This is a genomic window from Micromonospora sp. NPDC005298 (assembly GCF_040607375.1).
In the GTDB taxonomy this organism is placed as follows: Bacteria; Actinomycetota; Actinomycetes; order Mycobacteriales; family Micromonosporaceae; genus Micromonospora.
The window spans coordinates 16253-28859 of sequence record NZ_JBEXGP010000033.1 but is presented as its reverse complement, the minus strand read 5'-3'; the positions used below and the strand labels follow the sequence as shown (position 1 = coordinate 28859).

The following is a 12607-nucleotide window of genomic DNA, read 5'->3' as shown; positions in this document are numbered from 1 at the left end:
ACTCCTTATTACGTAAAGGTGGCGCGCGTCAGCGGCCGAGCAGCTTCTTGATGCGCTTGACGTCGGCCTTGGCCAGCACGACCGTGCCGGTCAGCCGGCGGGTCTGGGTGGAGGGCTTCTTCTCCAGGTTGTGGCGGAGGCCGGCCTGCTGGGCAACGATCTTGCCCTTGCCGGTCACCTTGACCCGCTTACCCATACCCGTGTGGCTCTTCATCTTCGGCATGTGGAACGTCTCTCCCCTGTTACTCGCCGCTGGTGTCGGTGGCGGTGCCACCGTCGACGGCTGCTGCGGTCTCGCCGCCCGCCGCGGTCTCATCGGCGGCCGGCGCGGACTCGTCCGCCCCCCGGTCCCGAGGTGCACCGCGGGACGCCGTAGCGGCGACCGCGGAGGCCTTGACGGCCCGATGCGGAGCGAGAACCATGATCATGTTTCGACCGTCCTGCTTCGGAGCGGCCTCGACGTATCCCAGGTCCGTGATCTCGGACTCGAGCCGACGCAGGAGCCGGTAACCCAGCTCCGGGCGGCTCTGCTCGCGACCACGGAACATGATCGTCACCTTGACCTTGTCGCCCGCCTTGAGGAACCGCACCACGTGACCCTTCTTGGTCTCGTAGTCGTGCGGGTCGATCTTCGGCCGAAGCTTCATTTCCTTGATGACGGTCTGCTGCTGGTTACGCCGCGCTTCGCGCGCCTTCAGTGCGCTCTCATACTTGAACTTGCCGAAGTCCATGAGCTTGCACACCGGCGGGCGCGCCATCGGCGCAACCTCGACCAGGTCCAGATCGACGTCCGCGGCCAGCTGAAGGGCGCGCTCCAGCGGGACGATGCCCACCTGCTCACCCTCGGGGCCGACCAGGCGGACCTCACGTGCCCGGATCTGATCGTTCACGCGTGGTTCGACGCTGATGGGGCCTCCTCGAGTCGTTTCTGCTCAGTTGCCGACCCCTGCGGCCCCCGGGTGGGGGTCATCCTGGAAAGCAGAAGGCCCCGGCGCATGCCAGGGCCCGCTCGACCGGTCAGCACGATCACAGGATCGCGCATCCGGCACCGGGACGTACCCGGAACCGGGGACCGGACCCGGCCACCGTGGCGGCGACTCGGGTGGGAGCAGGCGCTCCGCTTTCGTGGCTGCCTGCTCGCACGCGGAGACAGCCTGGTCGACCTCACAACACTACCACCCCGGCCCGGGCCGGCCTCACACACCACCCTGATGCGCGCGGCCTCCCTGCTCCCCCTCCACTTGCCGTCCCCGGTCGGTGGGGTTCCCCGGAAGGTGCTGCCTTCGGCGGTGCCGTAGCAGCAGCTTGCCGGGAGGTCGGCCTGAGATCGTGGTGCGGTGGGCGGTCGGCGAGGCGGGCGGCCAGCGGCGCGGTCAGCGGCGGGCGGGGCGGGCGGCCGGCGGCGCGGCCGCGGGGCGTTTGGCGAGGCGGGCGGCCGGCGGGGCGCTCGCCGAGGCGGGCGCGGTCAGTGGCCGGCGGGGCGGTCAGCCGGCGGGGGCGGGCGCGGTCAGCGGCCAGCGGGGCGGCGCGGGCGGGCGCGGTCAGCGGCCGGCGGCGCGCTCGGCGAGGCGGGCCAGGTGCGCCTCGTGCAGCCGGCGCAGGGCGCGGACGCCGTCGACGGCCAGCTCCTTGTCAGCGGCCTGCAGAGCGACCATCGGCAACAGGTCGTCGTCGTGCAGTTCCAGGCTGGCCCACGGCGCGCCCCGGTCGAAGCGGATCCCCCGGACGACCTCCCAGGGCAGCTCGTATGAGCTGATGATGTTGCGCACCCGGATGCCGCGAGCGTCTGCCTCCACTCGCGGACGGGTGAACAACAGGAAGCCCAACGCGCCGAAGATCCCAAGGCCGCTCATGGCGATCTGGTCACCGCGTTGGAAACTGCCGTAACCGTCACCGGTCGGCCCGCTCAGCGAGGTGGCGACAAGAGCGAACACCACCACCAGCGCGACCGCCGCCGACCAGCAGACCACCCGGATGCGGCGGGGCTTCAGGCGGACCAGCTCGGTTTCACTCACCCCACCAGTCTGCCATCCGCTCCCGCTCAGCGAACGCACCACCCGCCGAGCCGCCACTCAGCACGCCGCGCCACCGTGCGCTGCCGCACCCCCGCCGGCCAGCCCAGCGCCACACCGCCCAGCACTCCACGTCAACGCCGGACGGGCGGGTCGCGCCAATACGGGTACGCCGCCGGACGTGCCCACCGCCCGCCCGCCGCCCGCCGCCCGCCGCCCGCCGCCCGCCGCCCGCCGCCCGCAAGATCGTGCTCGATCCAGGATCGAGTGGCCTCCGGCACCACCGAGGCCACTCGATCCCTGTTCGAGCACGATCTTGGCGGTCGGACGTGATCCTGGCCGCGCGGGACCCACTTCAGGCCCGCCGACGTCGGGACTGGCCCACGTCGGTGGGTCGGTCAGCGGGGCGTGGTCACAGGCGGCAGGCGTGGATGTTGGTGACCAGGATGGCGCGGGCGCCCAGGTCGTACAGCTCGTCCATGATCCGGTGCACGTCGTCGCGGAGCACCATCGCCTGCACGGCCACCCAGCCCTCGCGGTGCAGGGGCGACACGGTGGGCGATTCGATGCCGGGGGTAAGGGCGCTGGCCCGGTCCATGAGGCCGGCCGGTACGTCGTAGGCGAGCATCACGTAGCGGCGGGCCACCAGTACGCCGTGCAGGCGGCGCAGCAACTGCTCGGCCTGCTGGTGGGCGGGCGCGCCGGCCCGGCGGACCAGGACGGCCGAGGAGCGCAGCAGCGGCTCCCCGAAGACCACCAGGCCGGCCTGGCGCAGGGTGGCACCGGTCTCGACCACGTCGGCGACCACGTCGGCGACGCCGAGGCGTACGGCGTTCTCCACCGCGCCGTCGAGGCGGATCACCTCGGCCTTGACGCCGAGGTCGCCGAGGTGCCGCTCGACCAGCCCGGGGTACGCGGTGGCGATCCGGTGGCCGCCGAGGTCCTGTACGGAGGCGATGTCGTCGGGGCGGGCGGCGAAGCGGAAGGTGGCCTGGCCGAACGTGAGGTCGACGACCTCCTCTGCGGGTGCGGCGGAGTCGATCAGCAGGTCCCGGCCGGTGATGCCGAGGTCGAGGTCACCGGAGCCGACGTAGGTGGCGATGTCCTTGGGACGCAGGTAGAAGAATTCGACGTCGTTGGCCTCGTCGCGGCAGACGAGGTCCTTGGGGTCGGTGCGCTGGCGGTAGCCCGCCTCGCGCAGCATCTGGGCGGCCGGTTCGGCCAGGGTGCCCTTGTTGGGGATGGCGACACGCAGCATGACGGAGTGCTCCTTCGATCCGGATGGCGATCAACGGGTGGGGGCACTCACAGATGTCGGTAGACGTCCTTGAGCTCGAGACCGCTGGCGAGCATCAGCACCTGGACCTGGTAGAGCAGCTGGGAGATCTCCTCGGCGGTGCGCTCGGGCCCCTCGTGCTCGGCGGCCATCCACGACTCGGCCGCTTCCTCGACGACCTTCTTGCCGATGAAGTGCACCCCCTTGTCCAGGGCGGCGACGGTGCCCGAGCCGGGGGTGCCCGCTGCGGCCTTGGCCTGCAACTCGGCGAACAACTCCTCGAACGTCTTCACGGGAAAGGATTCTTCCAGCCGCCCGGGCGGCACCCCTCCCCCGGGTCCGTCGGGATCCAGCAGACGGGCAATTCCCTATCAGTATGGTGGGAAAATCTTCGATCGACGCCCGTGGAGCTCTACGCTGTCCGCCATGGCCAGCAGCTCGCGTCTTTTCGCGCTCACCCTCGCCGGTGCCGTCGTCGCCGCCACCGCCGGGTGCGCGCCGCAGAAGGAGACACCGACTCCGAATGTCACCGCGTCGTCGTCCTGCGCGAAGGAGAGTCTGCCCACGCGTACGCCGGGCAAGCTCACCATCGCCACGGACCAGCCTGCCTACGAGCCGTGGTTCCGGCAGGACAAGCCGGACAGCGGCGAGGGCTTCGAGGCCGCCGTCGCGTACGCGGTGGCCGAGAAGTTGGGCTACGCCCGCGCCGACGTGACGTGGACCCGCGTCAAGTTCGACGCCGCGATCGCGCCCGGGCCGAAGTCCTTCGACTTCGACATCAACCAGTTCTCCATCACCGAGGAGCGCAAGCAGGCGGTGGACTTCTCCGCGCCGTACTACCTGGTGCGGCAGACCGTCATCGCGCTGAAGTCGTCGAAGATCGCCGGCCGGACGTCGTTGGCCGATCTGCGTGACGCCCGGCTCGGCGCCCAGGTGGGGACGACCAGCTACCAGGCGATCACCGAGGTGATCAAGCCGACCGCGAAGCCGCAGGTCTACAACAGCAACGACGACGCCAAGAAGGCCTTGCAGAACGGGCAGATCGACGGTCTGGTGGTGGACCTGCCGACCGCGTTCTACATCACCGGCGCGGAGATCACCGACGCGACGGTCGTCGGGCAGGTGCCGCAGGTCGGCGTGCCTGAGGCGTTCGGGCTGCTGCTGGACAGGAACTCACCGCTGACGTCCTGTGTGAGCGGCGCGGTCGGGCAGCTCAGCGAGGCGGGCACGCTGAGGCAGTTGGAGCAGAAGTGGCTGGCGCAGGTGGCGGGGGCGGCCGAGCTCAGGTGACGTCGCTGGATCACCTCCCCTCCGAGGCGCAGCTGCGGCGCTCGGCGTACCGGCGGCGGCAGACCGTGTACAGCGTGCTGGTGGCGGCGTCCTCGACGGCGGCGCTCGGCACGCTGCTGGTCGTCGCGGTGACCGGGGCGCCGGGCTGGGAGCGGGTGCGGCGGTCCTTCCTGGATCTGGAGATCGCCCGGGACGCACTGCCGGCGGTGCTGAGCGGGCTGTGGCTCAACGTACGGCTGCTGGTGTGTTGTGCGGCCGGCGCGCTGCTGCTCGGCCTGGTGATCGCGGTGCTACGCACGCTGCGCGGGCCGATCTTCTTCCCGGTCCGGGCGTTGGCCGCCGGCTACACGTACACCTTCCGTGGCCTGCCCCTGATCATCGTGCTGTACCTGCTCACCCTCGGCGTGCCGGGGCTGCGGTTGCAGGGCATGCCGCCGGTGCTGGTGCTCGGCGGGCTCGCGCTGGTGCTCACCTACGGCGGCTACCTCGCCGAGGTGTTCCGGGCCGGCATCGAGTCGGTGCACCCCAGCCAGCTCGCCGCGGCCCGCTCGCTGGGCCTGACGTACCGGCAGACGATGCGGCACGTCGTCCTGCCGCAGGCCGTCCGCCGGGTGGCACCGCCGCTGCTCAACGACGTGGTGGCGTTGCAGAAGGACGTCGGCCTGGTGTCGCTGGCCGGGCCGATCGACGCGGTCCGGGCCGCCCAGATCGCCACGGCCCAGTCGTTCAACTACACGCCGTACGTCGTCGCGGGGGTGCTCTTCGTGCTGCTCGCGATCCCGCTGATCGCCGTCACCGACTGGGTGACGCTGCGCTCGGCCCGCCGCCAGTCGGGAGGCTGATGATGGCTCTGCTGCGCTGCCGGGGACTGCGCAAGGAGTACGCCGGTACCGTCGTGCTGGACCGGCTCGACCTGACGGTCGCCGAGCATCAGGTGGTCGCGCTGATCGGCGCCTCCGGGTCGGGCAAGTCCACCCTGCTGCGCTGCGTGAACCTCCTCGACGACCTCGACGACGGCACCATCGAGCTGGACGGCGAGGACATCTCCGACCCCCGGGTGGACCCGGACCGGGTACGCCGGCGGATCGGCATGGTGTTCCAGGCGTACAACCTGTTCCCGCATCTGAGCGTGCTGGAGAACATCACCCTCGCCCCGCGTCGGGTGCACCGGCGGGCCCGCGCCGAGGCCGAGGCGCAGGCCCGGGAACTCCTGGACCGGGTGGGGCTGGGCGCCAGGGCGGACGCGTACCCGGACCGGCTCTCCGGCGGTCAGCAGCAACGGGTGGCGATCGTACGGGCGTTGGCCAACTCGCCCCGGCTGATGCTGCTGGACGAGGTCACCTCGGCGCTGGACCCGGAACTCGTCGGTGAGGTGCTGGCGATGATCCGGGACCTGAAGGCCGACGGGATGACCATGGTGCTGGCCACCCACGAGATGGGTTTCGCGCGGGAGGTCGCGGACGAGGTCTGCTTCCTCGACGCGGGACGGGTCGTCGAGAGCGGCCCGCCCGAGCAGGTGCTCGGCGAGCCGACGCACCCCCGGACCCGGCAGTTCCTGCGCCGGATCATCGAGGCCGGCCGGCTGTAAGGGGCCGGCCAGACACCACGAAACGCCAGCCGACACCAACGCCAGCCGACGAACGCCAGCCGGCTGGCCGGTCAGCCGCCGAAGCCGACCCGCTGGGCGTTCCCGGCGGCCACGGCCCGTACGGCCAGGGCCGCGTCGAGCGCGGCGACGGTGGCCGACCAGCCCTTGTCCTCGGCCGAGCCGGGCAGCCCGGCCCGGTCCCGGGCCTGCTCGATGGTCTCCACGGTGAGCACGCCGTGGGCGACCGGCTTGCCCTCGTCCAGCGCCACCCGGGTCAACCCGTCGGTGACCGAACGGCAGACGTAGTCGAAGTGGGCGGTGGCGCCGCGCACCACCACGCCGAGCGCGACCACGACGTCGCAGCGACGCGCGAGGGCCTGGGCGACCACGGGCAGCTCGACCGAGCCGGCGACCCGGGCGACCACCGACCGTGCACCGCACGCCTCGGCGGCGTCGACGGCGCGCTGGAGCATGTGGTCGGTCAGATCACCGTGCCAGCGGGCGGCGACCACGCCGACCGTCAGCCCTGCGGCGTCCACCGCGTCGACCCCCGGCTCACCGAAACCCGCCATCGTCATGCTCCGATCTCGTCGTTGGCGACGGGACGCCCCATCGGCGCCTCGGTCACCTCACCCAACTCCAGCAGGTGACCCATCCGGTCCCGCTTGGTGCGCAGGTAGCGCAGGTTCTCCGGGTGTGCTCCGGCGGGCAGTCCCTCCCGGCCGGTGATGGTCAGCCCGTAGCCCTCCAGCCCGGCGCGCTTGGCCGGGTTGTTGGTCAGCAGCCGCATCGAGCGCACGCCCAGGTCGTAGAGGATCTGCGCGCCGGTGCCGTAGTCGCGGGCGTCGGCCGGCAGACCCAGGTCGAGGTTGGCGTCCACGGTGTCGCGGCCCTGGTCCTGCAACTGGTACGCCTGGAGCTTGTGCAGCAGCCCGATGCCGCGCCCCTCGTGTCCGCGCACGTAGAGCACCACGCCCCGCCCCTCGCGGGCGACCCGGGCCAGCGCGGCGTCCAACTGGGGGCCGCAGTCGCAGCGCAGGGAGCCGAACACGTCCCCGGTCAGGCACTCGGAGTGCACCCGGACCAGCACGTCCTGCCCGTCGCCGAGGTCGCCCAGGACCATCGCGACGTGTTCGGCCGGGTCGTGCTCGGCGCGGTAGCCGAGCGCCCGGAACACCCCGTGCCGGGTGGGCATCCGGGCGTCGGCGACAAGCTCGACCTGCTTCTCGGTACGCCGCCGGTAGGCGATCAGGTCGGCGATGGTGATCAGGACGAGGCCGTGCTCGGCGGAGAACTTCTCCAGGTCCGGCAGCCGCATCATGGTGCCGTCGTCGTTCACCAGCTCGCAGAGCACGCCCGCGGGGCGCAGCGCGGCGAGCCGGGTCAGGTCGATCGCCGCCTCGGTGTGCCCGGGGCGGCGCAGCACCCCGCCCTCGCGGGCGCGCAGCGGCACCACGTGCCCGGGGCGGGCCAGGTCGGTCGGGTCTGTCGCCGCGTCGGCGAGCAGCCGGCTGGTGTGCGCGCGGTCGGCAGCCGAGATGCCGGTGCTGACCCCCTCCCGGGCGTCCACGGTCACCGTGTACGCGGTGCCCCGCCGGTCCTGGTTGGTGTGGTGCATCGGCGGCAGGTCGAGCCGGTCGGCCTCGCTCTCGGTCAACGCCACGCAGACGTACCCGGAGGTGTGGCGAACCATGAACGCCATCAGCTCCGGCGTGGCCAGCCCGGCGGCGAAGATGAGGTCGCCCTCGTTCTCGCGGTCGGCGTCGTCGACCACGACGACCGGCCGTCCGGCCGCGATCTCGGCGACCGCCTGCTCGATACTCCCGAAGGCGCTCATGCCGCCGCTCCGCCGCGCTCCGTGGCGTCGGGGGACGCCGACGGGCCGAGTCTGCTGGTTCGCTCGCTGCGCTCGCTCATGCGACGGCCTCCGTGTAGGTGGGCGTACGGGCCACGGCCGACCGGGTGACGCGCGAGGTGCGCCACCAGGCGGCGAATCCCCAGGCGCAGAGGGCGCCGTAGATCAGGTACATGACGGCGGACGGGTAGAACCCGCCGCGCAGCAGCAGTGGCACGCCGACCGCGTCCACGGCGATCCAGACCAGCCAGAACTCGACCCAGCCGCGGGCCATGCCGTAGGTGGCCAGCAGGCTGCCGGTGAGGATCCAGGCGTCCGGCAGCGGACCCCAGGAGCCCAGCGCGGCGAGCACCGGGTACGCGGCGGCGGTGCCGACGGCGGCGGCCAGCAGCATCGCCAGCCGCTCCCGCCCGGTGGCCCAGCGCGGCTGCACCGCGGCGTGCCCGGCGTCGGCGCGACGGTTGCGCCGCCAGCGCCACCACCCGTAGACGCTCACCGCGAAGAAGAACACCTGCCGGCCGGCCTGCCCGTACAGGTCGTGGGCCTGCGGGGTGGCGAACACCCCGCCCAAAAAGACGGTGAGCAGCAGCGCGTTGCCGATCATGCCGACCGGCCAGGCCCAGACCAGCCGACGCAGCCCGAGCAGCGCGGAGACCAGCCCGAACGCGTTGCCGACGATCTCCCGGACCAGCACCGACGAGCCGGCGATCTGCACCTGGGCGTCGAGCAGCCAACCGAGGGTGCCCATCAGGCCACCCCGCCGGTCTCGGCGACGCGGGTGCCCAGCAGCCGCTCCACGTACTTCGCCAGCACGTCGACCTCCAGGTTGACCGGGTCACCGACGCCCTTCGCGCCGAGCGTGGTCAACGCGAGGGTGGTGGGGATCAGCCCCACCGCGAACTCGGCGACGCCCACCTCGGCGACGGTCAGCGAGACGCCGTCGATGGTGATCGAGCCCTTCTCCACCACGTACCGGGACAGGGCGGCGGGCAGCCGGAACCGGACCGTCTCCCACCGCTCGGCGGGCTCCCGGGCGATCACCTCGCCGACGCCGTCCACGTGGCCCTGCACGAGGTGCCCGCCGAGCCGGCTGCCCAGCGCGGCGGCCCGCTCCAGGTTGACCGGGGCGCCGGCGCGCAGCGCGCCGAGCGCGGAGCGGCGCAGCGTCTCGCCCATCACGTCGGCGGTGAAGACGCCGTCGGCGACGTCCACGACGGTCAGGCAGACACCGTTGACGGCGATGGAGTCGCCGTGCCGGGCGTCGGAGGTGACCAGTGGGCCGCGTACGGCGACCAGCGCCGAATCGTCCGCCGTCGGGGTCACCCCGACGACCTCGCCCATCTCCTCGACAATGCCGGTGAACATGTCAGCCCTCCCTCTTACGGGGCAACGCGGTGATCCGCAGGTCCGGACCGACCTGCGTAACGTCGACGAACTCCAGATCGATGGCCTCGGCGATGGTCGTCACTCCCGCGTCGAGCAGCGCGGTGGGCCCGGCGCCGAGCAGGCGGGGCGCGACGTACCCGACGATCTTGTCGACCAGGCCGGCGGCGAGGAATGCGCCGGCCAGCCGGGGGCCGCCCTCCAGCAGCACCGCGCGCACGTCACGCTGGTGCAGCGCCGCGAGCAGCGCCGGCAGGTCGACCCGGCCGTCCGGGCCGGCGCCGACCTCGGCGGCGGTCGCGATCCACGTCCGCGCGGCGCCGTCGCGGACCCGGGCGTCGAGGGGGGTACGCCCCGAACTGTCCACCACCACCCGCAGCGGCTGGCGGATGGCCAGGCTGCCGTCGCGCAGGTTACGGGCGGTCAGCCGGGGATCGTCGGCGAGCACGGTGCCCACCCCGGCGAGGACCGCGTCGACGGTGCCGCGCAGCGCGTGCACGTCCATCCGGGCCGCCTCGGAGGTGATCCACATGCTGGTGCCGTCCGCCGCGGCGGAACGCCCGTCGAGCGTGGCGGCGTACTTCCAGATGACGTACGGCCGGCCCCGGCGCATCGAGGTCAGCCACGCGATGTTGCCGGCCTCGGCCTCGTCGACGCGTACCCCCAGGTCGACCCGGACCCCGGCGGAGCGCAACGTGGCGGCGCCGCCGGACGCGACCGGGTTGGGGTCGGGCACGGCGATGACCACCCGGGCCACCCCGGCCTGGACCAGCGCGGTGCTGCAGGGGCCGGTGCGACCGGTGTGGTTGCAGGGTTCCAGAGTGACGACGGCGGTGCCGCCCTTGGCGCGCTGCCCGGCCTGGGCCAACGCCACGATCTCGGCGTGCGGGCCGCCGGCGTACGCGTGGAAGCCCTCCCCGACGACCTGGCCGTCCTCGTCGAGCAGCACGCAGCCCACGACCGGGTTGGGGCTGGTCGTGCCCAGCCCGCGTGCGGCCAACTCGATCGCACGCCGCATCGCCTCGTCGACGGAGACGCTGGCCATCGCCCTTTCCCGCCCTCTCACTCGCCGGTCCGCGCGCGGGCGGTCAGGGAGGCGGCATGGGCCGCGGGCAGGCGGTGGCGGATTCCGGGAACGGCACAGCCGCCCCGGAGGGTCGGCACGGCACGCTGAAGCCAGCGGCCGGGCGGACCCGTCCGTCCCGCGCGCTGTCTCCCATCCGGACTGTCTGGGCGCGGACGAACCGCCCCCAACCGTCGGCCCCGGAGTTTCACCAGGTCCACCGGGCGGCCGAGGCCGTCCGGGTCGCGGGCTGACCACGGTTGGACCGTGGATCACCGCCGGTTCGGAATTTCACCGAGTCCCGCCAGCGCGTGGTGGGTACCTCGCAGTCTTACACGCCGAACGCGGTGTGTCCTTATCCAGGCGAGCTACCTCACAGCGTCATCACGCGTCAGGTGACGCCGCGCCGACGGTCCACCGCCACGTACGAACCCGGCTGGCTCTTGGCGACCGTCTTCATCTCCGAGGCCACCGCGATGGCCTCCAGGGGGTCGGTGAACCGCTTGCCGGCGTCCGAGAGCGAGACCCCGATGGAGAGGGTGACCAGGGCGGCCCGTCGGATGGTGCCACGCCGGTCCTTCAGCTCCACGAAGCCCCGCTCCCGGTCGGTCGCGTCGTAGAGCGTGTCGGCCGACTTCTCGAAGTCGACAACCGCCCGGGAGGTCAGCGGTCGGACCTGGTCGGGGGTGCAGACGATGACGAAGTCGTCACCTCCGACGTGACCGAGGAACGCCGGCGGCAGTCCCACCGCCACCACGGCCCGGTGCAGGCTGCGGGCCAGCGCGGAGATGAAGTCGTCGCCGCGGACGAAGCCGTACCGGTCGTTGACGCTCTTGAACCGGTCGATGTCGATGTAGCCGACCGCGTAGTCCACCCCGTTGCGGACCCGGTCGCTGATCTCCCGGCGGATCCGGCTGTTGCCGGGCAGCCCGGTCAGCGGGGAGACCTCCCGGAACTCCTTGTTGCGGCGCAGCGTCGACGAGACCCGGGCCACCAGCTCGGCGGTGTCGAACGGCTTGACCAGGTAGTCGTCGGCGCCGGCGCTGAGGCCGTGCACCTTGTCCACGGTCATGCCCTTCGCGGTCAACATGATCACCGGCAGGGCGGAGGTCATCGGGTCGGCGCGCAGCCGCCGGGTCAGCTCCAACCCGTCGATCCGGGGCATCATGAGGTCGACCACGGCCAGGTCGGGCCGCTGCCGCTCGATGACCTCCAGGGCCTCCTGGCCGTCGCTGGCGTGGATCACGTCGAAGCCGTGCAGCCGCAGGTTGAACTCGACGAAACGAGCGATGTCCTCGTCGTCGTCGACGACGAGGATGATGTCCTTACGGTCGCCGTCGGGGTCCACCTCAGGCCCCGGGAGTCGCGCGTTCCGCGAGTGCCCGCAGGTGCCGTACGGCCTGGGCCGGGTCGGCGGCGCCGTAGACGGCGGTGCCGGCCACGAACGCGTCGGCGCCGGCGGACGCCGCCTGCTCGATGGTGTCGGCGGCGATCCCGCCGTCCACCTCGATGCGCAGCTCGAGATGCCCGGCGTCTACGTGCCGGCGGGCCGCGCGGACCTTGTCCAGCAACTGGGGAATGAACCGCTGGCCGCCGAAGCCCGCCTTGATCGTCATGATCAGCAGGGTGTCGAAGCTGGGCAGCAGGTCCAGGTACGGCTCGATCGGGGTGTCCCGGTCGATGGCCAGCCCGGCCTTCGCGCCGGCCGAACGCAGGTCCTTGGCCAGGGCCACCGGGTCGTCACACGCCTCGGCGTGGAAGGTCACGTTGTACGCCCCGGCGTCGGCGTAACCGGGGGCCCACCGGCGCGGGTCCTCGATCATGAGGTGCACGTCGAACGGCATCTCGGTGACCGCCCGCAGGCTCTGCACCACCGGCAGACCGATGGTCAGGTTCGGCACGAAATGGTTGTCCATCACGTCCACGTGCAACCAGTCCGCGGCGTCCTGGACGGCACGGACCTCTTCGGCGAGGCGGGCGAAATCGGCGGCCAGGATGCTCGGCGCGACGATCGGCGGCGGTACGGTCACGAGGCCAGTGTACGAACGCGGCCATCCGCCGCCCGCATCGCGGCACCACCTCGGACGCGCTGTGACCCAGCAGTGACCAGTGGTGCAGAATTGCCCGGTCCGGACCGGCG

Annotated in this window: 15 protein-coding genes; 3 read left to right on the top strand and 12 right to left on the bottom strand. The window is 72.3% G+C overall.

Annotation, left to right across the window (positions count from 1 at the left end):
* Positions 1-28 precede the first annotated feature (28 nt).
* The 5 genes from rpmI to ABZS77_RS28210 form a co-directional block, all read right to left on the bottom strand.
* A complete protein-coding gene (gene rpmI / locus ABZS77_RS28230; RefSeq protein ID WP_007458415.1) occupies positions 29-223 on the bottom strand; it encodes a 50S ribosomal protein L35 in 195 nt (64 codons plus the stop codon).
* Between the two features lie 19 nt (positions 224-242).
* Positions 243-890, bottom strand: coding sequence for a translation initiation factor IF-3 (gene infC / locus ABZS77_RS28225; protein ID WP_354828997.1), 648 nt, complete (start codon positions 888-890; stop codon positions 243-245).
* A gap of 651 nt (positions 891-1541) precedes the next feature.
* Positions 1542-2015, bottom strand: coding sequence for a PH domain-containing protein (locus ABZS77_RS28220; protein ID WP_354828994.1), 474 nt, complete (start codon positions 2013-2015; stop codon positions 1542-1544).
* A 409-nt stretch (positions 2016-2424) separates the two neighbouring features.
* Positions 2425-3270: an ATP phosphoribosyltransferase gene (gene hisG, locus ABZS77_RS28215; RefSeq protein WP_354828991.1), complete on the bottom strand. Its 846-nt coding sequence runs from the start codon at positions 3268-3270 to the stop codon at positions 2425-2427.
* Between the two features lie 47 nt (positions 3271-3317).
* Complete coding sequence (locus ABZS77_RS28210; RefSeq protein WP_030335709.1) at positions 3318-3581, bottom strand: phosphoribosyl-ATP diphosphatase; 264 nt, start codon at positions 3579-3581, stop codon at positions 3318-3320.
* A gap of 133 nt (positions 3582-3714) precedes the next feature.
* Between ABZS77_RS28210 and ABZS77_RS28205 the strand changes: the two genes are divergently transcribed.
* Genes ABZS77_RS28205 through ABZS77_RS28195 form a run of 3 tightly spaced genes read left to right on the top strand, consistent with a single transcriptional unit; the run spans position 3715 to position 6166 of the window.
* Complete coding sequence (locus tag ABZS77_RS28205) at positions 3715-4578, top strand: transporter substrate-binding domain-containing protein (protein ID WP_354828988.1); 864 nt, start codon at positions 3715-3717, stop codon at positions 4576-4578.
* Positions 4575-5420 (top strand): amino acid ABC transporter permease, encoded by an 846-nt coding sequence (locus ABZS77_RS28200; protein WP_354828985.1) that lies wholly within the window; start codon positions 4575-4577, stop codon positions 5418-5420. Before ABZS77_RS28205 ends, ABZS77_RS28200 begins: the two co-directional genes overlap by 4 nt.
* Positions 5421-5422: 2 nt before the next feature.
* Complete coding sequence (locus tag ABZS77_RS28195) at positions 5423-6166, top strand: amino acid ABC transporter ATP-binding protein (protein WP_354829072.1); 744 nt, start codon at positions 5423-5425, stop codon at positions 6164-6166.
* A gap of 71 nt (positions 6167-6237) precedes the next feature.
* On the opposite strand, the gene ribH is transcribed toward ABZS77_RS28195, so the two are convergent.
* The 7 genes from ribH to rpe all read right to left on the bottom strand — a co-directional run bounded on the left by ribH (position 6238) and on the right by rpe (position 12497).
* Positions 6238-6738: a 6,7-dimethyl-8-ribityllumazine synthase gene (gene ribH / locus ABZS77_RS28190; protein ID WP_354829070.1), complete on the bottom strand. Its 501-nt coding sequence runs from the start codon at positions 6736-6738 to the stop codon at positions 6238-6240.
* Positions 6739-6740: 2 nt separating this feature from the next.
* Complete coding sequence (locus tag ABZS77_RS28185) at positions 6741-8003, bottom strand: bifunctional 3,4-dihydroxy-2-butanone-4-phosphate synthase/GTP cyclohydrolase II (protein ID WP_354828983.1); 1263 nt, start codon at positions 8001-8003, stop codon at positions 6741-6743.
* Positions 8004-8079: 76 nt separating this feature from the next.
* The gene (gene pnuC / locus ABZS77_RS28180; protein WP_354828981.1) at positions 8080-8769 is read right to left on the bottom strand and encodes a nicotinamide riboside transporter PnuC; all 690 of its coding nucleotides are present in this window, start codon (positions 8767-8769) and stop codon (positions 8080-8082) included.
* Positions 8769-9386, bottom strand: a complete 618-nt coding sequence (locus ABZS77_RS28175; RefSeq protein ID WP_354828979.1) for a riboflavin synthase — start codon at positions 9384-9386, stop codon at positions 8769-8771. Before ABZS77_RS28175 ends, pnuC begins: the two co-directional genes overlap by 1 nt.
* Before the next feature lies 1 nt (position 9387).
* Positions 9388-10449: a bifunctional diaminohydroxyphosphoribosylaminopyrimidine deaminase/5-amino-6-(5-phosphoribosylamino)uracil reductase RibD gene (gene ribD, locus ABZS77_RS28170; protein ID WP_354828976.1), complete on the bottom strand. Its 1062-nt coding sequence runs from the start codon at positions 10447-10449 to the stop codon at positions 9388-9390.
* 409 nt (positions 10450-10858) lie between these two features.
* Positions 10859-11815, bottom strand: coding sequence for a response regulator (locus ABZS77_RS28165; RefSeq protein WP_354828973.1), 957 nt, complete (start codon positions 11813-11815; stop codon positions 10859-10861).
* A gap of 1 nt (position 11816) precedes the next feature.
* A complete protein-coding gene (rpe, locus tag ABZS77_RS28160) occupies positions 11817-12497 on the bottom strand; it encodes a ribulose-phosphate 3-epimerase (RefSeq protein ID WP_354828970.1) in 681 nt (226 codons plus the stop codon).
* Positions 12498-12607: the final 110 nt, after the last annotated feature.

Excerpts from the sequence above, each read along its gene's own strand:
- ABZS77_RS28205 (WP_354828988.1), top strand. The coding sequence starts at position 3,715 with ATGGCCAGCAGCTCGCGTCTTTTCGCGCTCACCCTCGCCGGTGCCGTC.
- pnuC (WP_354828981.1), bottom strand. The coding sequence starts at position 8,769 with ATGGGCACCCTCGGTTGGCTGCTCGACGCCCAGGTGCAGATCGCCGGC.
- hisG (WP_354828991.1), bottom strand. The coding sequence starts at position 3,270 with ATGCTGCGTGTCGCCATCCCCAACAAGGGCACCCTGGCCGAACCGGCC.
- ABZS77_RS28175 (WP_354828979.1), bottom strand. The coding sequence starts at position 9,386 with ATGTTCACCGGCATTGTCGAGGAGATGGGCGAGGTCGTCGGGGTGACC.
- ABZS77_RS28185 (WP_354828983.1), bottom strand. The coding sequence starts at position 8,003 with ATGAGCGCCTTCGGGAGTATCGAGCAGGCGGTCGCCGAGATCGCGGCC.
- ribH (WP_354829070.1), bottom strand. The coding sequence starts at position 6,738 with ATGGCGGGTTTCGGTGAGCCGGGGGTCGACGCGGTGGACGCCGCAGGG.
- ribD (WP_354828976.1), bottom strand. The coding sequence starts at position 10,449 with ATGGCCAGCGTCTCCGTCGACGAGGCGATGCGGCGTGCGATCGAGTTG.
- ABZS77_RS28195 (WP_354829072.1), top strand. The coding sequence starts at position 5,423 with ATGGCTCTGCTGCGCTGCCGGGGACTGCGCAAGGAGTACGCCGGTACC.
- rpmI (WP_007458415.1), bottom strand. The coding sequence starts at position 223 with ATGCCGAAGATGAAGAGCCACACGGGTATGGGTAAGCGGGTCAAGGTG.